Annotated in this window: 2 protein-coding genes; both read left to right on the top strand. The window is 65.1% G+C overall.

Annotated elements, in window-relative coordinates:
- The first annotated feature begins 210 nt into the window (after positions 1-210).
- On the top strand, positions 211-13,116 hold the full coding sequence (locus HBO23_RS25790) for a non-ribosomal peptide synthetase (RefSeq protein WP_170040246.1): 12,906 nt from the start codon (positions 211-213) through the stop codon (positions 13,114-13,116).
- The gene (locus tag HBO23_RS25785) at positions 13,113-24,449 is read left to right on the top strand and encodes a non-ribosomal peptide synthetase (RefSeq protein ID WP_170040245.1); all 11,337 of its coding nucleotides are present in this window, start codon (positions 13,113-13,115) and stop codon (positions 24,447-24,449) included. Before HBO23_RS25790 ends, HBO23_RS25785 begins: the two co-directional genes overlap by 4 nt.

Here is a 24,449-nt window from a genome sequence, read left to right as displayed (position 1 = left end):
GATAAAATTGAACGCTGCCTGATTCCCGCTTGTCCCCGCTTCCCATGTCACCCCCTGCCTGCCAAATCCCTTAATTTTCCAAGCCTGCCGGACGCCACTCCAGGCCCTCGGCTGTGCCCGCGATTTTTTCCCGGCGCCAGCACACCCGCTTCAAACGGCAGCTGAATACGGACGTTCTACTCAACCGTGACTTATCAGGCAGGTTACCCCATGCAGTTCAGTGAATTATTGGCAGCGATTTCCACCCATGCGATCCGTCTTCAATTGGAAGAAGGCGACCTGATTATTCTCGGCGATGACGAAGCCCTGGATGACGATCTGTGGGATCAACTGATCGCGCACAAACCTCAATTGCTTGCCTTCGTGGCTGAACACGGCGGTGACTGGCTAAGCCCGGCTTACCGCATTACCCCCGACATGCTGGCACTGGTCACGCTCGACCAGCCGGCCATCGACCGCATCGTCGCCACCATCCCCGGTGGCGCGGCGAATGTGCAGGATATTTACCCGCTGGCGCCGCTGCAGGAAGGCATGCTGTACCACCACCTTTCGGCGCAGCAAGGTGACCCCTACGTGCTGCACGCGCAGTTTGTGTTCGACAGCCGCGCGCGCCTTGACGCGTTTGCCGAGGCGCTGCAATGGGTGATCGACCGCCACGATATCCTGCGCACGTCCATGGCCTGGGAGCGTTTGGACGAACCGCTGCAAGTGGTGTGGCGCAAGGCAACCCTGGCCTGCGAAGAAGCCCATTTTGCCGACGGCGACCGCCTGGCGCAGTTGCTCGCCCGCTATGACGCCCGCGCCTATCGCATGGACCTGGGCCAGGCACCGTTACTGTGCCTAGTGTTTGCCAATGACCCGGCCAACCAGCGCGTGGTGGCGATGCTGTTGTTCCACCACACCATCCTCGACCACACCGCGCTGGACGTGGTGCGCCATGAGATCCAACTGTATCTGGCCGGTGAGCACGCCCAGGCGGCCGAGCCGGTGGCGTTTCGCAGCTATATCGCCCAGGTGCGCCACGGCGTCAGCGAACAGGCGCATGAGGCGTTCTTCCGCGACATGCTGGCGGATATCGATGCGCCGACTTTGCCCTTCGGCCTGCAGGATGTGCAAGGCGATGGGCACGGCATCGATGAAGTGCGGGTGCCCGTCGACAGCAGCCTGAGCCGCCGCCTGCGTGGCCTGGCACGGCCACTGGGCGTCAGCGTGGCGAGCATCATGCACCTGGCCCTGGCGCGCGTGCTGGGCGTGGTGTCCGGGCGCGATGCCGTGGTGTTCGGCACGGTGATGCTTGGCCGCATGGGCGCCGGCGATGGCGGTGAACGCGCGCTGGGTATGTTTATCAACACCTTGCCGTTGCGCGTGGATGTAGGCGAGCAGGGCGTGCGCGCCGGGGTCAAGGCCACCCACGAACGCCTCACCACCTTGCTCAATCACGAGCATGCGTCCCTGGCGCTGGCCCAGCGTTGCAGCGGTGTGGCGGCGCCGACGCCGCTGTTCAGTGCGATGCTCAACTACCGTCACAGTGCCGCCACCGATATGGCGGCGGTGATCGAGGTGGCCGAGGGCATTCAGGTTCTGGGCGCCGAAGAGCGCACCAACTACCCGCTGACGGTCAACGTCGACGACCTGGGCGAAGACTTTGCACTGACGGTAATGGTCGATGCGTCCATCGGCGCGCAACGGGTCGCCGGTTACCTGCACACGACCCTGCACAGCCTGGCCGATGCCCTGGAGCAGCGACCGGATATGCCGCTCTGCGGCCTGAATATCCTGCCTGATACCGAACGTCACCATCTGCTGCACAGCCTCAATCAAAGCCCAACGCACTACAGCGACACGGCCCTGATCCACGCGCAAGTCGAAGCCCACGCCGCCGCTCAACCCAATGCCATCGCCCTGCGTTTCGACACCCAGCGCATCACCTACCGCCAACTCAACGAACGCGCCAACCAGGTCGCCCACCGCCTGCTGGCCGAGGGCATTCGCCCTGATGATCGCGTGGCGATCTGCGTCGAGCGTGGCCCGGAGATGATTATTGGTCTGCTGGGTATCCTCAAGGCTGGCGCCGGTTATGTGCCCATCGACCCGGCTTACCCGCTGGAGCGCATCGCCTATACCCTGGCCGATAGCATGCCATTGGCGGTGTTGGTGCAAGCCAACACCCAGCATCTGGTCGGTGATTTGACCCGCATCGACCTCAACAGCCTGCGCGCAGAATCTATCGTCAACCCGCGCGTTGCGCTCAGCCCGGCCCACCTGGCCTATGTGATCTACACCTCCGGCTCCACCGGTCTGCCCAAAGGCGTGATGATCGAACACCGCCACGTGGCGCGGCTGTTCACCGCCACCGAGCATTGGTTTGGCTTCAACGCCAATGATGTGTGGGCGCTGTTCCATTCCTTCGCGTTCGACTTCTCGGTCTGGGAGATCTGGGGCGCGCTGATGCACGGCGGCCAGTTGCTGATCGTGCCGCAACTGGTCAGCCGCTCGCCGGATGAGTGCTACGCGCTGATCTGTGACGCGGGTGTGAGCATCCTCAACCAGACGCCCAGCGCATTTCGCCAGTTGATCGCGGCCCAGAGCGCCCAGGCGCATTCACTGCGCCAGGTTATTTTCGGCGGCGAAGCCCTGGAACCGGGCATGCTCAAACCGTGGTACGCCCGCGCCATCAACGCTGGCACCCAATTGGTCAACATGTATGGCATCACCGAAACCACCGTGCACGTGACCTACCGCGCCCTGGAAGCGGCGGATGCGCAGTTGGTTGGCGTAAGCCCGATTGGTGTGCGCATTCCCGACCTGCAGCTGTATGTGCTGGATGCGCGTCGCGAGCCGTTGCCGATGGGTGTGGTCGGCGAGTTGTATGTCGGCGGCGCCGGTGTGGCGCGCGGTTACCTCAACCGTGACCAACTGAATGCCGAACGCTTCCTGGCCGACCCGGCCACCGGCCTGCGCATGTACAAGACCGGTGACCTCGGCCGCCTGCTGGCCGATGGCAGCGTCGAATACCTGGGCCGTAACGATGACCAGGTGAAGATCCGCGGCTTCCGCATTGAACTGGGCGAAATCGAAGCCACTCTGGCCAGCGCCAACGGCGTGCGTGACGCGGTGGTTATCGCCCGTGAAGACGAGCCCGGTGACAAACGCCTGGTGGCCTACGTGATCGCCGAGCGCGAACTCGGTGCCGCTGAACTGCGCGACCATCTGCTGCTGAGCCTGGCCGAATACATGGTGCCCAGCGCCTTCGTGCTGCTGGACCAATTCCCGCTGACCACCAACGGCAAGCTCGACCGCAAAGCCTTGCCCGCGCCGGATGCCGACGCCCTCGCGCGGCGAGACTACGCCGCCCCGCAAGGCGCTGTGGAAAGCACCATCGCCGGCATCTGGCAGTCGCTGTTGAAACTCGACAACGTCGGGCGCGACGACAACTTCTTCGAGCTGGGCGGCCACTCGCTGCTGGCGGTCAAGCTGATCGAACGCATGCGCCAGGTGGAGTTGAGCTGCGACGTGCGCGTGCTGTTCGGCCAACCCACCTTGCGCGCACTCGCCGCGGCGGTGGGCGGGCAGCAGGAAGTGCAGGTGCCGGCGAATATGATCACGGCGAGCAGCGCACACATCAGCCCCGACATGCTGCCACTGGTGACGCTGGACCAGGCGGCCATCGACCACATCCTCCAGCACGTGCCCGGCGGCATCGCCAACGTGCAGGATATCTACGGCCTGGCGCCGTTGCAGGCCGGCATCCTGTATCACCACCTGGCAACGACCGAGGGCGACCCCTACGTGTTGCAGGTGCAGTTCAATTTTGCCGACCAAATGGCGGTGGACGCGTTTACCCGCGCCTTGCACTGTGTGATCGAGCGTAACGACATCCTGCGCACCGGCATTCTGTGGGAAGGCCTGGATGAGCCGGTGCAAGTGGTGTTGCGCCAGGCGCCGCTGCACGTCGAGCGCCTCGACGTGCCGGCTGATGATGCGCTGGCGCAGCTGCAACAGCGCTTTGACCCACGCCATTTCCGCCTCGACCTGAGCCGCGCGTCGCTGATGCATTTCGGTTATGCGCAACAACAGGATGGCTTTGCAGGCATCCTGCTGCTGCACCATATCCTGCTCGACCACACCGCCCTGCAGGTGTTGGTGGAGGAGATGAGCGCCAGCCTGGCCGGCCACAGCACGCAACTGCCGCCGGCGGTGCAATACCGCAATTACGTGGCCCAGGCGCGTTTGGGCGTGACCCAGGCGCAACACGAAGCCTTTTTCAGCGACATGCTGGGTGATATTGACGAGCCCACGCTGGCGTTCGGTTTGCAGGATGTCAACGGCGACGGCAGCGGCATCGTCGAGGCGCATTTGCCGCTGGCCCCGGCGCTCAGCCAGGGCCTGCGCGAACAGGCGCGACAGCTGGGTGTCAGCAGCGCGAGCCTGGTGCACCTGGCCTGGGCGCAGGTGCTGGCCCAGGTCTCCGGCCAGCAGGATGTGGTGTTTGGTACCGTACTGCTGGGGCGCATGCAAGGCGGCGAGGGCGCCGACCGGGCGCTGGGAATGTTCATCAACACCTTGCCGCTGCGCGTCAGCCTGGGCGCCACCAGCGTGCAGGCCGGCGTGCGCGCCACCCATGCGCGCCTGGCGCAGTTGCTTGGGCACGAGCACGCTTCGCTGTCCCTGGCCCAGCGTTGCAGTGGTGTACCGGGTTCGTTGCCGCTGTTCAGTACCTTGCTCAACTTCCGTCACAGCGCCCCGGACGAGGCACCGGGAGACAGCCCGTTTGCCACGCACGGTATCGAGATTCTCAGTTCCCAGGAGCGCAGCAACTACCCGTTGGTGCTCAACGTCGATGACCTCGGCACCGGCTTTGCGCTGACCGTACAAGGCGTGGCCAGTCTGGATGTGCAGCGCGTGGGCGACTACATGCTCACCGCGCTCAGCCACCTGGTGACCGCGCTGCAACAAGCGCCGACCACCGCGTTGCAGGCGGTGTCGATTTTGCCGGCGGCCGAGCGTCACCAGCTGTTGGTCGAGTTCAACGCCACCGCGCGCCAATACCCGTCGCAGCTCACTGTGCACCAGCTGTTCGAAGCTCAGGCACTGGCGCGGCCCGAAGCCGTGGCGGCGGTGCAGGGTGCGTTGTCCTTGAGCTATCGTGACCTCAACCGCCGTGCCAACCGCCTGGCCCATCACCTGATCAACCAGGGCGTGCAACCGGGTGAGTGCGTGGCGATTGCGTTGCCACGCTCGCTGGATTTGCTGGTGAGCCAACTGGCGATCCTCAAGTGCGCAGCGGTGTATGTGCCGCTGGACATCAACGCGCCGCTCGAACGCCAGGCCTTTATGGTGCAGGACAGCGGAGCGCGGCATGTACTCCATACCCTGGCCGACCTGAACCTGGATAGCCTGTCGCCGCGCAACCCGGAGCTTGCGCAGTCTTCGGACGAGGTGGCGTACATCATGTACACCTCCGGCTCCACTGGCGCGCCCAAAGGCGTGCAAGTGCCGCACCGCGCCGTTTCGCGGCTGGTACTCAACAACGGCTATGCCGATTTCAACGAGCGCGACCGCGTGGCCTTCGCCTCCAACCCGGCGTTCGACGCCAGCACCCTGGATGTGTGGGCGCCGTTGCTCAATGGCGGTTGCGTGGTGGTGGTCGAGCATGCGGTGCTGCTGTCCCAGGCCGCATTTGCCGACCTGTTGCAGGAACAGGCCGTGAGCGTGCTGTGGATGACGGCAGGCTTGTTCCATCAATACGCCGACGCGTTGCTGCCGGTGCTGCGCCAGTTGCGCTACCTGATCGTCGGCGGCGATGTGCTTGACCCGCTGGTGATCGGCCGGGTGCTCAAGCACGGCAAGCCGCAACACCTGTTAAACGGCTACGGGCCGACCGAAGCCACCACCTTCTCGACCACGTTTGAAATCACCACGCCGGGCGCGGGCGCTGTGCCTATCGGCCGACCTATCGCAAATGCACAGGCCTATGTGCTGGATGCGCGCCAGCAGCCGCTGGCGTTGGGTGTGGTCGGCGAGCTGTACATCGGCGGTGCAGGCGTGGCCAAGGGGTACTTGAACCAGCCGCAACTGACGGCCGAAAAATTCATCCTCAACCCGTTCGGTGAAGGCCTGTTGTACCGCACCGGCGACCTTGCCAGCTGGCAGGCCGACGGTACCTTGCTGTACCAGGGGCGCAATGATTTGCAGGTGAAGATCCGTGGTTTCCGCATCGAGCCCGGCGAAATCGAGAGCTGCCTGGCGACCTTCCCAGACGTGCGCGATGTTGTGGTAGTGGCCCGCGAAGACGAGCCCGGCGACAAACGCCTGGTGGCGTACTACACCGCCTCGGCAGCGTTGCCAATCGAAGCCCTGCGCGGCCATCTGCAAGGCCAGCTACCGGATTACATGGTGCCGTCGGCTTATATGTGGCTTGAGCTGTTACCGCTTACCGCCAATGGCAAGCTGGACCGCAAAGGCCTGCCGGTGCCGGATCAAAGTGCGCTGCTCAGCCGTGGCTACGAAGCCCCGGAAGGTGAAGTGGAAACCGTGCTGGCGCAGATCTGGCAGGACGTGCTCAAGCTTGAACGCGTCGGGCGCCATGATCATTTCTTCGAGTTGGGCGGGCACTCGTTGCTGGCGGTCAGCCTGATCGAACGCATGCGTCAGGTCGGCCTGAGCGCGGATGTACGTGTGCTGTTCAGCCAGCCGAGCCTGGCGGCACTCGCGGCGGCAGTCGGCAGTGGGCGTGAAATTGTGGTGCCGGCCAATGGCATTGCGCCGGGCTGCACACAGATCACGCCGTCGATGCTGACCCTGGTGCAGCTTGATCAACCGGCCATCGAACGCATCGTCGCCAACGTGCCCGGTGGTGCGGCCAATGTGCAGGATATCTACCCGCTGGCGCCGTTGCAGGAAGGCATTCTTTATCACCATATCAGCGCCGAACAGGGCGACCCGTACCTGCTGCAATCGCGCATGGCGTTCGATAGCCTGCAGCGTTTGCACGGCTTTATGGGCGCGCTGCAACAGGTAGTAGCGCGTCACGACATCCTGCGCACCGGCGTGGTCTGGGAAGGCTTGGACAGCCCGGTGCAAGTGGTCTGGCGCGACGCGCAACTGAGTGTGCAGGAGGTGATCCTGGACCCGGCCGAGGGCGGCATCATCGAGCAATTGCACGCACGTTTCGATGCCCGTCACTACCGCCTGGACATTACCCAGGCGCCATTGCTGCGCATGGTTTACGCCCAGGACCCGGCGAATAACCGAGTCGCAGCGATCCTGCTGTTCCACCACCTGGCGCTGGACCACACGGCCATGGAAGTGGTGGGCCAGGAGATGCGCGCGTTCCTGTTCAACCAGGCGGACGCGCTGCCCGTGGCGGCGCCGTTTCGCAACTACGTGGCCCAGGCACGCCTGGGCGTGAGCGTGGCCGAGCATGAACAGTTCTTCGGCGCCATGCTCGCCGATGTGGACGAACCGACCTTGCCGTTTGGCGTGCAGGACGTGCAGGGTGATGGCCGTGATATCGAAGAGGCCGAGCAGCACCTGGACGCGGCGCTGGCCATGCGCGTGCGTGAGCAGGCGCGCCTGTTGGGCGTAAGTGCGGCGAGCCTGATGCACCTGGCCTGGGCGCAAGTGCTGGGCCTGGTGTCCGGGCGTGATGACGTGGTGTTTGGCACTGTATTGATGGGGCGCATGCAGGCAGGTGAGGGCGCCGATCGGGCGCTGGGCATGTTTATCAACACCTTGCCGCTGCGGGTGAATGTCGCGGCGGGCGCCGCCGTGGCGGTCAAGGCCACCCATTCGCGCTTGAGCGCCTTGCTCGGGCACGAACACGCGTCCCTGGCGCTGGCCCAGCGTTGCAGCGGCGTGCCGACCAGCGTGCCGCTGTTCAGCGCCTTGCTCAATTTCCGCCACAGCCGCCCCGACGAAATGGCCCGCGATGGCCACGGCATCTGGGAAGGCGTGCAACTGCTGGGCGGTGAAGAGCGCAGCAACTACCCGCTGACCTTGAGCGTGGATGATTTTGGCGCAGGCTTTGGCCTCAGCGTGCTGGCGCTGCCGCAGATCGGCGCCCAGCGCCTGTGCGGCTATATGCATAACGCCGTGGAGCAACTGGTCGAGGCCTTGGAAAACGCCGCCGATACCGCGCTCAACCGCCTGCCGATACTGCCGTCGGCCGAACGCGACACCCTGCTGCGTGAATTCAACACGACGGCTGCAGATTTCCCCACCGGGCACACCCTGCACGGTGCCTTTGAAGCCCAGGTCGAGCGCCAGCCCCACGCAATTGCGGTGCAGCAGGGCGAACGGTCGCTGACCTACCAGCAACTCAATCAACGCGCCAACCAACTGGCCCATCACCTGCTCGCGCTCGGCGTACGGCCCGACGATCGCGTGGCGATCTGCTGCCGTCGTGGCCCGCAGATGCTCATCGGGCTGCTGGGCATACTCAAGGCCGGCGCCGGTTATGTGCCGATCGACCCGGCCTATCCCGCCGAGCGTATCGCCTATCTGTTGCAGGACAGTGCGCCGGTGGCCGTGCTGGCCGAGCCCAGTACGCAAGCGTTGCTGGGGGCGTTCGCCACAGTCGACCTGCTGGGCGAAAGCTGGCAGCACCACGCCGTCAGCAATCCGCAGCTCGCAGCGCTGACCCCGGCGCACCTGGCCTACGTGATCTACACCTCCGGCTCCACCGGCCAGCCCAAAGGCGTGATGGTGGAGCACCGCAATGTGGAAAACCTGGTGCACTGGCACTGCGAAGCCTTCGGCCTGGATGCGCGCAGCCATACCAGCAGTGTCGCCGGTTTTGGCTTCGACGCCATGGCCTGGGAAGTCTGGCCGGCGCTGTGTGCCGGTGCGACCCTGCATTTGCCGCCTGTCACGGTGGGCAATGAAAACGTCGACGAACTGCTGGCCTGGTGGCTGGCGCAGCCGCTGGACGTCAGCTTCCTGCCCACGCCAGTGGCCGAATACGCCTTCAGCCAGCACCTGCAACACCCGACCTTGCGCATCCTGCTGATTGGCGGCGACCGCCTGCGGCAGTTCACCCAGGAGCGACGTTTTGCGCTGATCAACAACTACGGACCGACCGAGGCCACGGTGGTCGCCACCTCCGGCCGTGTCCGCGCCGGGCAGGCGCTGCATATCGGCCGGCCGGTGGCGAATGCCAGCACCTACTTGCTCGATGCACAGCTGCGCCCGGTGCCGGTGGGCGTGGCCGGTGAGCTGTATGTGGGCGGCAGCGGCGTGGCGCGCGGTTACCTGAACCGTGCGGACCTGACCGCCGAACGCTTCCTGCAAGACCCGTTCAACCCGGGGCGCATGTACCGCACCGGCGACCTGGCGCGCTGGTTGCCCGACGGTAATATCGAGTACCTGGGCCGCAATGATGATCAGGTCAAAGTGCGTGGCGTACGCGTGGAGCTGGGCGAGATCGAAAGTCGCCTGGCGGCAGTGGAAGGCGTTGGCGAGGCCGTGGTGCTGGTGCGCGAAGGCCGTTTGCTGGCCTGGTTCACGGAAAACTACCCGCTGGCGATTGAAACCCTGCGTTCGCAGCTACAAGCACAACTGCCCGACGCGCTGGTGCCGGTGGCCTACATCAAGCTCGACGCATTGCCCCTGACCGCCAACGGCAAGCTGGATCGCAAGGCCTTGCCGGAACCTGACCAGGCGGCATTGCTCAGCCGCGACTTTGAAGCGCCCCAGGGCGCAGTGGAAACCACCCTGGCGCGGATCTGGGCCGAGGTGTTGCAGGTCGAACAGGTCGGCCGTCATGACCACTTCTTCGAGCTCGGCGGCCATTCGTTGCTGGCCGTGAGCCTGATCGAACGCATGCGTCAAGCGGACCTCAGCGCGGATGTCCGTGTGCTGTTCAGCCAGCCGACCCTGGCCGCGCTGGCGGCTGCCGTGGGCAGTGGCCGCGAAGTGCAGGTGCCGGCGAACCGGATCGCAGCCGATTGCCTGCGCATCACGCCGGACATGCTGCCCCTGGTTGATATCGACCAGTCGACCCTCGATCACGCCGTCAGCCGCATCCCCGGTGGCGCCGCCAATGTGCAGGATATCTACCCGCTGGCGCCGTTGCAGGAGGGCATTCTTTACCACTACCTCACCGCCGAACAGGGCGACCCGTACCTGCTGCAATCGCACCTGGCCTTCGACAGCCTCGAGCGCCTGCAGGCCTTCGCCCATGCGCTGCAACAGGTGATCGACCGCCATGACATCCTGCGCACGGGTGTGGTCTGGGAAGGCCTTGCGCAACCGCTGCAAGTGGTGTGGCGCCAGGCCCGATTGCCGCTTGAAGAGCTGCAGTTGCAGGGCGATGTACTCGCCGGCCTGCACGCGCGTTTTGATGCGCGGCGTTATCGCCTGGACATCAGCCAGGCGCCGCTTATCTGCCTCAAGTACGCCAAGGACCCGGCCAACCAGCGCGTGGTGGTGGTGTTGCTCTATCACCATATTGCGCTGGACCACACCGCGTTCGACGTGGTGCTGCGTGAAATGCAAGGGCATTTGTTGGGGCACGCCGCCCCGACGGCGGCGCCGATGCCGTACCGCAACTACGTGGCCCAGGCGCGATTGGGCGTCAGTGAGCAGGAGCACGAGGCGTTCTTTCGCGAGATGCTCGCCGATGTCGATGAACCGACCTTGCCGTTCGGCTTGCAGGACGTGCGCGGCGACGGCAGCGCGATTGAGGAACACAGCCTGCACCTGGACAGCGACCTCAACCGCCGCCTGCGGGCCCAGGCACGTTTACTCGGTGTGAGCACGGCGAGCCTGTTCCACCTGGCCTGGGGCCAAGTGTTGGCGGCCACTTCGGGGCGCCACAGCGTGGTGTTCGGCACCGTGCTGGTCGGCCGATTGCAAGGCGGTGAGGGCGCTGATCGTGCGCTCGGGGTGTTTATCAATACCTTGCCGCTGCGCCTGGATATCGACGCGCAAGGCGCACGCGATGCCGTGCGTGCCACCCACACGCGGCTCACCGCGTTGCTGGGCCATGAGCACGCGTCCCTGGCCCTGGCCCAGCGTTGCAGCGGGGTGGCGGCCCCGGCGCCGTTGTTCAGCTCGATGCTCAACTATCGCCATCGCGGCGCCGCGACGCGTTCTGCCGAGGCGCAACACGCCTGGGAAGGCATGCAGACGCTGGTCAACGATGGCCGCACCAACTACCCGCTGACCCTCAACGTGGATGACTTGGGCGATGGTTACGATATCACCGCCCTGGCGCAGGTTGACGCGCAACGGGTGTGTGGTTACCTGCAGAACGCCCTGGCCGGGCTGGTCGAAGCCTTGGAGCAGGCACCGCACCAGGCGCTCAATCGCCTGCCGATCCTGGGCGCCGAGGAACGCCAAAAACTGCTGGTAGCGTTCAACGCCACCGAGGTCGCTTACAACCTCGACCAGACCCTGCATGGCCTGTTCGAGGCTCAGGTCGAACGCACCCCTGATGCGGTGGCGGTCAAGGCCGGTGACCAGCAGTTGACCTACCGGGCACTCAACGAACGCGCCAACCGCCTGGCCCATCACCTGCGCGAGCTCGGCGTGCAGCCGGATTCGCGCGTGGGTATTTGCGTCGAGCGTGGCCTGGACATGGTGGTCGGCCTGTTCGCGATCCTTAAGGCTGGTGGCGGTTATGTGCCGCTGGACCCGGCGTATCCACTCGAACGCATCGCTTACATGCTGCAAGACAGCGCGCCGGTGGTGGTACTGGCGCAAGGCGCAACCCGCCAGTTGTTGGGTGACGTGCCGGTGCTGGACCTGGATCACCTCACCTGGCAACACCACAGCACGAGCAACCCGCTGGTGCCAGGCCTTACCGCCCGGCACCAGGCCTATGTGATCTACACCTCCGGCTCCACCGGCCAGCCCAAAGGCGTGATCAATGAACACGCCGGCGTGGTCAACCGCTTGCTGTGGATGCAGGACGCCTATGGCCTCAAGGCCCATGACGCGGTGCTGCAGAAAACCCCGTTCAGCTTCGACGTGTCGGTGTGGGAGTTCTTCTGGCCGCTGTTTACCGGCGCACGGTTGGTGATGGCCCGCCCGGGTGGGCACAAAGAGCCGGAGTACCTGTGCCAGGTGATCGAGGCTGAGCAGATCACCACCTTGCATTTCGTGCCGTCGATGCTCGATGTGTTCCTGGCCCATGGTGATGTCAGCCAGGCCAAAGGGCTGGCGCGGGTGATGTGCAGCGGCGAAGCCTTGCCGGGCAGCCTGGTACGGCGCTTCAAAGCACAACTGCCGGGGGTTGGGCTGTACAACCTGTATGGCCCGACAGAAGCGGCGGTCGATGTCACCGCGTGGAACTGCGCACGGCCCGACGTGCCGGACAACACGCCGATCGGCAAGCCGATTGCCAATACACGCATGTACGTGCTGGACGCCCAGTTGCAGCCGGTGCCATTGGGGGTGGTGGGCGAGTTGTTCATCGGCGGCGTGCAAGTGGCGCGCGGGTATCTGAACCGCCCGGAACTGACCGCCGAACGCTTCCTCAAGGACCCGTTTACCGACGGGCGCATGTACCGCACCGGCGACGTTGGCCGTTACCTGCCCGACGGCAATATCGAGTACCTGGGCCGCAACGATGACCAGGTGAAGATCCGTGGCCTGCGCATCGAACTGGGCGAAATCCAGGCGCGCTTGCTGGAGCATCCGCAGGTCAACGAGGCCGCCGTGGTCGCCCGTGAAGAGCGCCTGGTGGCGTACTACACCGGCGCACACACCGACATCGACCGCTTGCGCGCCCACCTGTTGCAGCACTTGCCGGACTTTATGGTGCCTGCGGTGTTTGTGCACCTGGAGGCATTGCCACTGAGCCCCAACGGCAAGCTCGACCGCAAGGCGTTGCCGGTGCCGGGCATGGACGCACTGAATGTGCGCGAATACGCGGCCCCCGAAGGCGACACCGAAATCCTTATGGCAGCGCTGTGGGCTGAACTGCTCAACGTTGAGCGCGTTGGGCGCCATGACAACTTCTTTGAGCTGGGCGGGCACTCGCTGCTGGCCGTGAGCTTGATCGGACGCCTGCGCCAGGAAGGCCTGGAAGCCGATGTGCGGGCGCTGTTCGAACAGCCGAGCCTGGCCGGCTACGCCGCTATTACCGAACGAATGGAGATCGTCCTGTGAGCATTTCTGAGTTATTGAGCACGCTGAAAACCAAGGACGTGCAACTGGCGCTCAAGGGCGAGCAGTTGTCGGTGCAAGGCAACAAACAAACGCTGAGCGACCCTTTGATCCTGGCGGCGTTGCGCGAGCACAAAGCGGCCTTGATCGAACTGATCAAGGCCGGTGAATACTCGGCCTCCAAGGCCGGCGAAGTGCAGGTGCCGGCCAATGGCATCCCGCTAGGTGCCGAGCACATCACCCCGGCGATGCTGAGCCTGTCGACGTTGAGCCAGGACGAGATCGAGCGCATCGTGGCCACGGTCGACGGCGGTGTGGCGAATATCCAGGACATTTACCCGCTGGCGCCGTTGCAGGAAGGCATTCTGTTCCACCACGTCAGCGCCGAGCAGGGCGACCCGTACGTGATGCAGTCGCAGTTCGCGTTCGACAGCCTGGAGCGTTTCGAGGCCTTTGCCCAAGCGTTGCAGCGCGTGATGGACCGCCACGATATCCTGCGCACCGGGGTGGTCTGGGACGGTTTGCAGCAACCCTCGCAAGTGGTGTGGCGCCAGGCACGCCTGCCGGTGCAGGCGCTGCAATTGAACCCGGCCGACGGCGATATTGCCGCTCAACTGCACGGGCTGTTCGATGCCCGCCACTATCGCCTCGACGTGACCCGGGCGCCGCTGCTGCGCCTGGTGCGGGCCGACGACCGGCTGAACCAGCGCATTGTCGCCACCTTGCTGTTCCACCATATGGCCCTCGACCACAGCGCCCTCGAAGTGGTGTGCCATGAAATGCAGGCGTGCCTGCTGGGGCAGGGCGCGGCGCTTGGCCAGGCCGTGCCGTTTCGCAATTATGTGGCGCAGGCACGCCTGGGTATCAGCGAGCCGGAACACGAAAATTTCTTCCGCCAGATGCTCGGCGATATCAGCGAGCCGACCCTGCCATACGGCTTGCAGGACGTGCAGGGCGATGCCCGTGGCATCAGCGAAGTCAGCCTGCCTTTGCCCGCAGCACTCAGCCGGCGGTTGCGCGCGCAAGCCCGGCAATTGGGCGTGAGTGCCGCCAGCCTGTTCCATATGGGCTGGGCGCAGGTGTTGGCGGTGCTGGCCGGTAAAGAGCAGGTGGTGTTCGGCACCGTATTGATGGGCCGCATGCAAGGCAGCCATGACACGGATCGGGCGCTGGGCATTTTCATCAACACCTTGCCGTTTCGCGTCGACGTGGACGCCCAGGACCTACGCACCGGGGTCAAGGCCACCCACGCGCGGCTCACCACCTTGTTGCGCCATGAACACGCGCCGCTGGCCCTGGCCCAACGCTGCAGCGGGGTGGTGGCGCCGACGCCGCTGTTCAGCGCCTTGCTCAACTATCGCCACAGCGCCCCGGCCGCCAGCGCCGAAGCCGTGTCGGCCTGGCACGGGATCGCGGCGCTCAGCGCCGAAGAACGCACCAACTACCCGCTGACCCTGAGTGTGGATGACCTGGGTGAAGGCTTTGGCCTGAGCCTGCTGGCCAGCCAGCGGGTCGATCCGCAGCGCGTGTGCAGCTATCTGCAAACCGCCCTGGAGAACCTGGTGACGGCGCTGGAGCAAGCACCGCACACCGCGCTCAATCAGCTGTCGGTGCTGCCCGCCGCCGAGCGGCAGTTGCTGCTTGAGCAGTTCAACGCCACCCAGGTCGATTTCGCTCACGGCAGCACCTTGCACGGCCGCGTCGAAGCCCAGGCCGCGCTCACGCCGGACGCGATCGCCGCCGTGCAGCAGGGCCGCCAACTGACTTACGCCGAACTCAACCAGCAAGCCAACCTGCTGGCCCATCACCTGTTGGCGCTGGGGGTCAAACCCGATGACCGCGTGGCCATCGTCGCGCGGCGTGGCCTGGACACCCTGGCCGGGTTGCTGGCCATCCTCAAGGCTGGCGCCTGCTATGTGCCGGTGGACCCATCGCACCCGGCCGAGCGCCTGAGCTACCTGCTGAGCGACAGCGCCCCGGTGGCGGTGCTGACCCAACAGGCACAGCTCGAGCGCTTGCCGGCGCTGGACGTGCCGGTGATCCAGCTGGACCGCTACACCTGGCAGCACCATTCAGCCAGCAATCCAAAAGCCGCCGTCAGCCCTTCGAACCTCGCCTATGTGATCTACACCTCCGGCTCCACCGGCCTGCCCAAAGGGGTGATGGTGGAGCACCACACGGTGGCCAACCTGGTGGACTGGCATTGCCGCGCCTTTGACTTGTGCGCCGGGCGCCACACCGCCAGTGTTGCCGGCTTTGGTTTTGATGCGATGGCCTGGGAAGTGTGGCCGGCGCTGTGTGTCGGCGCGACCCTGCACCTGCCGCCCGCCACGGACGGCGCCGAAGATATCGACGCGCTGCTGAGCTGGTGGTGCGCGCAGCCACTGGACGTGTGCTTCCTGCCCACGCCGGTGGCCGAATACGCGTTCAGCCAGCACATCGAACACCCTACATTGCGCACCTTGCTCATCGGCGGTGACCGCCTGCGCCAGTTTGCGCGGGCACAGCGATTTGAGCTGATCAACAACTACGGCCCCACCGAAGCCACGGTGGTTGCCACTTCCGGCAAGGTCGAAGCAGGCCAGCCGTTGCATATCGGCAAACCGGTGGCCAATGCCACGGTGTACCTGCTCGATGAACAACAACGGCCGGTGCCATTGGGGGTAGCCGGTGAGCTGTACGTGGGTGGCAAGGGCGTGGCGCGTGGTTACCTCAACCGCCCGGACCTGACCGCCGAGCGCTTCCTGCAAGACCCGTTCAACCCGGGGCGCATGTACCGCACCGGCGACCTGGCGCGTTGGTTGCCGGACGGTACGCTTGAATACCTGGGGCGCAACGATGATCAGGTGAAGATCCGTGGCATGCGTATCGAGCTTGGCGAGATTGAAACCCAGCTCGGCCAACTGCCTGGGATCCAGGAAGCGGTGGTGCTGGTGCGCGAGGAGCGACTGGTCGCCTATTTCACCGAGAGCCCGCAACTCGACCCGCTGGCGGTCGGTGATATCCGCGCCCACCTGGTTGCGCATCTGCCGGACTACATGGTCCCGGTCGCCTATGTGAAGCTCGAGGCGTTGCCACTCACCGCCAACGGCAAGCTCGACCGCAAGGCCTTGCCAGCGCCGGACATGGCCGCGGTGTTTACCCGCGAATACGCAGCGCCCGAGGGCGAGATCGAAAGCGTGCTCGCGCAGATCTGGGCCGATGTGCTGCAGGTGCAGCGTGTCGGGCGGCACGACCATTTCTTCGAACTGGGCGGGCACTCGTTGCTGGCGATGCGCATGGTCTCGCAAGTGCGCCAGCGCCTGGGGGTGGAACTGGTGCTGGGCGACTTGTTTGCCAATGCGGAGCTGGCGGCGGTCGCCGCAGTGCTGGCGCAGTCAGGGCGCAGCACCTTGCCGGATATTCTGCCGGCCAATCGTGATGAGCTCGTGCCGTTGTCGTTCGCCCAGCAGCGCCTGTGGTTTCTGGCGCTGATGGAAGGCGCCAATACCGCCTATAACATTCCCATCGGCCTGCGTTTGCGTGGCCAGTTGCATGTCGAGGCGCTGCAACGGGCGCTGGCGCGCATTGTTGCGCGGCATGAAACCCTGCGCAGCCGCTTTGCCCAACAGGGCGACCAAGCCCAGGTACTGATCGTACCGGCTGAAGACATGCTGCCCCTGCAAGTGCAGGATTTGCGCCGCCACCCGCAACCGCAGCAGGCGCTGGATGCCTTGATTCAGGGCGAAGCCTCGGCACCGTTCGACCTGGAGCGCGGCCCGTTGCTGCGTGGGCGCCTGGTGGTGATGGCCGACGATCACCATGTGCTGCTGCTGACCCTGCACCATATCGTTTCCGATGGCTGGTCGATGGGCGTGCTCACCCGTGAGTTGATGGCGCTGTATCAAGCCTTCAGCCACGGCATGCCTGACCCATTGCCAAGCCTGCCGATTCAGTACGGCGACTTCGCCGTGTGGCAGCGTTTGTGGCTGAGCGGCGAAGTGCTGCAGCGCCAAAGTACCTATTGGCAACAGGCACTGGGCGGTGCGCCGGCCTTGCTCACGCTGCCTACCGATCGCCCACGCCCTGTGCAGCAGGACTACGCCGGCAACAGCGTCGAAGTGCGCCTGGACGAACGCCTGACCGCCGGGCTCAAGGCCTTGAGCCAACGCCATGGCACCACGCTGTACATGACCTTGATGACGGCCTGGGCCTCCCTGCTGGCGCGGCTGTCCGGGCAACACGACCTGGTGATCGGCACGCCAGTGGCCAACCGTACCCGCAGCGAGGTGGAAGGGCTGATCGGCCTGTTCGTCAACACCCTGGCGGTGCGCATCGACACCTCGGGCGAGCTGAGCACCGAGGCCTTGCTGGCACGGGTCAAGGCGCTGACGCTGGCGGCCCAGGCGCATCAGGACTTGCCATTTGAGCAGGTGGTGGAAATCACCCGGCCGGTGCGCAGCCTGGCCCACAGCCCGCTGTTCCAGACCCTGCTGAGCTGGCAGGACAGCAGCGCGCCGACCCTGGCGCTGGGCGACCTGGCCCTGGAAGGCATCGTCGAGAACAGCCACTTTGCCAAGTTCGACCTGTCGTTGAACCTGGGTGAAGTGCAGGGCAGCATTCTCGGCGCGCTTGAATTTGCCGTGGCGCTGTTTGATGAGTCGACCGTGCAGCGGTACGCCGGGTATTTCACCCGCACCTTGCAGGCAATGGTCGATAACGACCAGGCGGTGTTGGAACATGCGCCGTTGTTGGATGAGTGTGAGCGTCAGCACCTGCTGGTCGATCTCAACGCCACCGCGGTGGACTACAACCTCGACCAGACACTGCACGGGATGTTTGAAGCGCAGGTGGTGCGCACGCCGAACGCGATTGCGGTGAAGGCAGGTGAGCGGCAACTGACCTACGCTGAGCTGAATGCGCAGGCTAATCAGCTGGCCCATCACCTGCTGGCGCTGGGTGTACAGCCGGATTCGCGGGTGGCGATCTGCGTCGAGCGCAGCCTGGAGATGGTCATTGGCCTGTATGCGATCCTCAAGGCCGGCGCGGCGTATGTGCCGCTGGACCCGGCTTATCCGCAGGAGCGCCTGGCCTACATGCTGCAAGACAGTGCGCCGCTGGTGGTGCTGGCCCAAGGCGCAACACGTGGCTTGCTCGGCGCAGTGGCGGTAGTCGACCTGGACCAGCCCACCTGGCAGCATCTGCCCGCAGGCAACCCTCACGTCCAGGGCGTGAGCGCCTATGTGATCTACACCTCCGGCTCTACCGGCCAGCCCAAAGGCGTGATCAACGACCACGCCGGGGTAGTCAACCGCCTGCTGTGGATGCAGGACGAATACGGCCTGAACGCGCAGGATTCGGTGCTGCAGAAAACCCCGTTCAGCTTTGACGTATCGGTGTGGGAATTCTTCTGGCCGCTGTTTACCGGCGCGCGTCTGGTGATGGCGCGCCCCGGCGGGCACAAAGAGCCCGAATACCTGTGCGACGTGATCGAGGCCGAACAGATCACTACCTTGCACTTTGTGCCGTCGATGCTCGATGTGTTCCTGGCCCACGGCGATGTCAGCCAGGCCATAGGGCTAGCGCGGGTGATGTGCAGCGGCGAAGCCTTGCCGGGCAGCCTGGTACGGCGCTTCAAGCAGCAACTGCCGGGCAGCCAATTGCATAACCTGTATGGGCCGACCGAAGCGGCGGTCGACGTCACCGCCTGGAACTGTGCCGGTCTGGTAACCCCGGACAACACGCCGATCGGCAAACCCATCGCCAACACCCGCATGTACCTGCTCGACAGCCAGTTGCAACCGGTGCCGCTGGGTGTGGTGGGCGAGTTGTTTATCGCGGGCGTACAAGTGGCGCGCGGGTATCTGAACCGGCCGGAGCTGACCGCCGAGCGTTTCCTTGACGACCCCTTCAGGCAGGGGCGCATGTACCGCACCGGTGATGTCGGGCGTTACTTGCCGGACGGCAATATCGAGTACCTGGGGCGTAATGATGACCAGGTGAAAATTCGGGGTTTGCGCATCGAGCTGGGTGAAGTCCAGGCGCGGCTGCTCGAGCATCCTCAGGTCAACGAAGCCGCTGTAATCGCCCGTGAAGAGCGGCTGGTGGCTTACTACACCGGCACGCCGAGCGACATCGACGCGCTGCGCGGTCATCTGCTGCGGCATCTGCCGGAGTTCATGGTGCCGGCGATTTTCGTGCATCTGCAGGCGTTGCCGCTCAGCCCCAACGGCAAGCTCGACCGCAAGGCGCTGCCGGCGCCGGGCCTGGATTCGGTGGTGGTGCGCGAGTACGAAGCGCCCCAGGGCGATACCGAAATGGCCTTGGCCAGCCTGTGGGCCGAACTGCTCAATGTTGAGCGCGTGGGCCGTCACGACAACTTCTTTGAACTGGGCGGGCATTCGCTGCTGGCCGTCAGTCTGATGGGGCGCATGCGCCGCCTGGGCTTGTCGGCGGATGTAAAGGTGCTGTTCGGCCAGCCGACGCTCTCGGCGTTGGCGGCGGCGCAGGGCCGTGGGCGCGAAGTGGCGGTGCCGGCCAATGGCATCGCCGAAGGCTGCAGCCACATCACCCCGGCTATGTTGCCCTTGATCCAGATGGACCAGGCTGCCGTCGACCGCATCGTCGCGTGCATTCCGGGCGGTGCGGCGAATGTGCAGGATATCTACCCGCTGGCGCCGTTGCAGGCCGGCATCCTGTATCACCATCGGGCTGTGCTTGAAGGCGATGCCTACCTGTTGCGGGCGCAGTTTGCCTTCGATAGCCGTCTGCGCCTGGACGCCTTTGCCCATGCATTGCAGGCGGTGATTCAGCGGCATGACATCCTGCGTTCCTCCTTCCATTGGGAGGGCCTGGAAGAACCGGTGCAAGTGGTTTGGCGTGAGGCCTCGCTCAGCGTTGAAGCCGGTGCTGTGCCACAGCGCCTGGACCTGACGCAAGCGCCGTTGATGCGGCTGGTCTATACCGAGGAGCCGCAGCGCGTGGTCGCCACGTTGTTGTTCCATCATTTGGTGATGGACCACGTCGCGCTGGACATCCTGCAGCATGAAATGCAGGCGTTCCTGCTCGGTAGTCAGCACACGCTGGGCGCGGCCGTCCCGTATCGAAACTATGTGGCCCAGACTGTGGCCCAGACCCGCCTGGGCGTTGACGACCACGAAACCTTCTTGCGCGAAATGCTCGGTGAAATCGACGAGCCAACCGACGTCCAATACCTGGGCGCCGATGAACACGCGCATCTGGCCGTCGACCCGCAGTTGAGCCAGCGTCTGCGCACCCAGGCCCGCCAGGCAGGCGTGAGTGCCGCCAGCCTGATGCACCTGGCCTGGGCGCAGGTGCTGGGCAAGGTCAGTGGCCGCGAACAGGTGGTGTTCGGCACTGTGATGCTCGGCCGCCTGCAAGGCGGCGAAGGTGCGGAGCGCGCCATGGGCGTATTTATCAATACCTTGCCGCTGCGCGTTGACCTGGGCGAACACTCGGTACGCACGGCGTTGCGTGCCACCCATGCGCGCCTGACCCAATTGCTCAGCCATGAGCACGCGCCGCTGGCATTGGCCCAGCAGTGCAGCGGCGTGCCAGTGGGTACGCCGTTGTTCAACGTGCTGTTCAACTACCGCCACAGCGCGCCGCACAGTGGTGGCGTGGCCGACGCATGGCAGGGGATTGCGCTGCTCAGTGCCGAGGAACAGACCAATTACGGGGTGTCGGTGAGTGTCGATGACCTCGGCGAGGGTTTCAGCCTGACCGCCATCGGGCAGGGCGCCCGGCGTTTGTGTGATTACCTGAACATTGCCCTTGAGCAACTGGTTGAGGCGCTGGAGCACCACAGTGATAGGGGCATCAGCCGCTTGCCAATCCTGCCGGCGGCCGAGCGTCAACAGCTGGCAGGTTTCAATGCCACCACCCGTGTGTTCCCCCGCGAGCACACGGTGCAGCGCTTGTTCGAAGCCCAGGCCCACGCACGGCCTGACGCGGTGGCTGCGTTGCACGCTGACGCGGTAATGAGCTACGGCGAACTCAACACCCGCGCCAACCGCTTGGCCCATCACCTGATGAGCCTGGGTGTGCGCCCGGCCGATAACGTCGCGATCCTGCTGCCGCGCTCCCTGGACCTGCTGGTCAGTCAATTGGCGATCCTCAAGTGTGCGGCGGCCTATGTGCCGCTGGACATAAACGCACCCGCCGAACGCCAGGGCTTCATGTTGCAGGACAGCGGCGCGAGCTGGCTGTTGACCCGCAGTGACGCGGCGCTTGAGTTCCCGGCGCGGCGCCTGGATCTGGACACCCTGACCCTGGACCCGCAACCGAGCCACAACCCTGACCTGTCGCAGTCCTCGGACAGCGTGGCGTACATCATGTACACCTCCGGCTCCACGGGCACACCGAAGGGCGTATTGGTGCCTCATCGCGGCATCACACGGCTGGTGCTCAACAACGGTTACGCCGACTTCAACGCCGCCGACCGCGTGGCGTTTGCCTCCAACCCGGCGTTCGACGCCAGCACCATGGATGTGTGGGGCGCGCTGCTCAACGGCGGCCAGGTGCAGGTGATCGACCATTCCACGTTGCTCGACCCCGCTGCATTCGGCCGTGCGCTGCACGGTGCGACGGTGTTGTTCGTGACCACCGCGTTGTTCAACCAGTACGTGCAGATGATCCCCGAAGCCCTGGCCGGCTTGCGCATTTTGCTCTGCGGCGGCGAGCGTGCCGACCCGGCGGCGTTCCGCAGCCTGCTGGCGCAGGCGCCGGGCTTGCGCCTGGTGCATTGCTACGGGCCGACTGAAACCACCACCTACGCCACCACTTACGAGGTGCAGGCGATCGCCGCCGATGCTGACAGCGTGGCGGTCGGTCGACCGATTTCCAACACGCAGATTCATGTGCTGGATGCGTACTTGCAGCCACTGCCGGTGGGCGTGATCGGCGAAATCTGCATCGGCGGTGACGGCGTGGCCAAGGGTTATTTGAACCGGCCGGAGCTGACCGCCGAGAAGTTTGTCGACGACCCGTTCAACCCAGGCGCCTTGATGTACCGCACCGGCGACCTTGGCCGCTGGACAGCGGACGGCTTGCTGGAGTGCATCGGGCGTAACGACGACCAAGTGAAGATCCGTGGTTTCCGCATCGAGTTGGGCGAGATCGAAGCGCGCCTGGCGACCTTGGCGAGCATCCAGGACGTAGTGGTGCTGGCCCGTGAGGACGTGCCCGGTGACCAGCGTCTGGTGGCGTATTTCACCTGGGCTGGCGAGCCCGTAGACGTCGACAGTGTGCGTGCGCACCTGCACGGCCAGTTGCCGGACTACATGCTGCCGTCGGCCTATGTGCCGCTGGCGCAGTTGCCGCTGACGGCCAATGGCAAGATCGATCGCAAAGCCTTGCCGGTTCCGGCGTTGGAGGCCTTGCTCAGCCGCGACTTCGAGGCGCCGGCCGATGCACTGGAGCAGTCGCTCGCCGGCCTGTGGGCCAAGGTGTTGAAACTGGAGCAGGTGGGGCGTCACGACAGCTTCTTTGAGCTGGGCGGGCATTCCTTGCTGGCGATTCGACTGGTCAACCTGATGGAGGCAGCGGGCTTGCAGGTGTCGCTGGCCGAGCTGTTCCAGCACGTCAGCGTGGCCTCGGTGGCGGCGATGTTGCGCCAGCGCACCGGCGAGCCGGTGCGCGACACCTCGCTGATTACCGTGCGCAGCAGCGGCTCGCAGCCGCCGTTGTTTCTGGTGCACGAGTTCAGTGGCATGGACGTGTATTTCCCGGCGCTGGGTCAGCACTTGCCCGGCGACTATCCGATCTACGGCCTGCCGGGCGCGGCACTGGGCGAGGCGCACCTGAACACCATGGAAGGCTTGGCGGCGCGCATGGTCGGCCTGATCCGCGAGGTTCAGCCACACGGGCCCTACCGCGTGGCGGGCTGGTCGTTTGGCGGCGTGCTGGCCTATGAAGTGGCGATGCAATTGCTGGGGCTGGATGAACCGGTAGCGTTCCTCGGCCTGATCGACAGCTACGTGCCGCGCATGACCGACCAAGGCAAGGCGCGCTGGAGTGGGCCGGATGCGCTTAAGCGGCATTTGCTGTTGCAGTGCACGGCGTATTGGAAAGCACAGGGAGGTGTGGATGAACTGGCGAGCCTTGAACAGCTTGAGGCGGGCATTGGACAGCTGGACTTTGCGGGTTTGCTGCAACGCTGTCGCGATCAAGGTCTGCTATACGCGCAAATGGCAGCGGCTACGGACGCGGACCTCTTGAGTTTTATCGAGCGTGAAGTCGGCCACGGGCATGCGCTGGCGCACTACAGCCTGTTCCTGCTGCCGGTGCCGGTGCATCTGTTCAGTGCCCGCGAACGGCCGACCGAGCTGTCGCGGCGCAGTGAGTCGCTGGGCTGGGAAGACGCTTTGGCGCCTGGGCAATTGCGCCGGGTCGAGGTGCCGGGCGATCACCAAAGCATGATGCAGGCGCCGCATATTCAAGGCTTGGGCGCGGCGATGGCGCAGGCCCTGGCCGCGAGTGCGCCGGTGATGGAAGCGGTGCATCAACCGGTGCTGCGCATTCAGAGTGGGCGTGCGGGGTTTGCGCCGGTGTTTTGTGTGCCGGGAGCGGGTGACAGCGTCACCGGGTTTGTGGGGTTGAGCGAGGCACTCGGGCGCGACTGGCCGCTGTTCGGTTTGCAGCCGCGCGGGCTGGATGGAGAGGCGGTGCCCCATAGCCAGGTGGAAGCGGCAGCGCAGTGTTACCTGGCGGCGCTGGCGCACGAGTGTCCGCGTGGGCCGGTGCATCTGGTCGGGCATTCATTTGGTGGCTGGGTCGCGCTGGAGATGGCGCTGCGCTTGCAGGCGATGGGCCGTGAGGTGGCGTCGTTGACGGTGATCGACAGTGAGTCGCCGGGCGGTGCGGGCAAGCCTTATTCGACCACGGCCGCGTTGTTGCGCTTGATTGAGGCCATGCAGTTGTCGGCGGGCAAGTCGCTGGGCATTGACCGGGTGGAGTTTGCCGGGCGCGATGAGGTGGCGCAGCAGCAGTGGTTGCATGCGGGGATGGTGAGCGTGGGGTTGTTGCCGGGGCGTGCCAGTGTGGATGCGATGGCGGGGCCGGCGCGTACTTATGCGGCGGCGTTGCGCACGGTGTATCGGCCGGCGCAGCGGTTCAACGGGGTGGTGCGGTTGGTGCTGGCGCAGGATCCGGCGTTGGATGCGGCGGGTAATCAGCGTGAGCAGGGGTTGATGGTGGAAGGGTGGCGGCGCCAGGGGAACGGGTTGCAGGTTTGGTATGGTGCGGGGAATCACTTTACGTTGCTTAAGGCGCCGAATGTTTTGGGGTTGGCGCGGTGGTGGCTTGAGGGGGTGGTGGTTGGGGAGGTGGTGTCGTGA

This window comes from Pseudomonas sp. WS 5532 (genome assembly GCF_012985445.1).
Classification (GTDB): Bacteria; Pseudomonadota; Gammaproteobacteria; order Pseudomonadales; family Pseudomonadaceae; genus Aquipseudomonas; species Aquipseudomonas edaphica.
This window is presented reverse-complemented; position numbering and strand designations above follow the sequence as displayed.

Coding starts and splice junctions, on each gene's coding strand:
- HBO23_RS25790 (WP_170040246.1), top strand. CDS start 211: ATGCAGTTCAGTGAATTATTGGCAGCGATTTCCACCCATGCGATCCGT.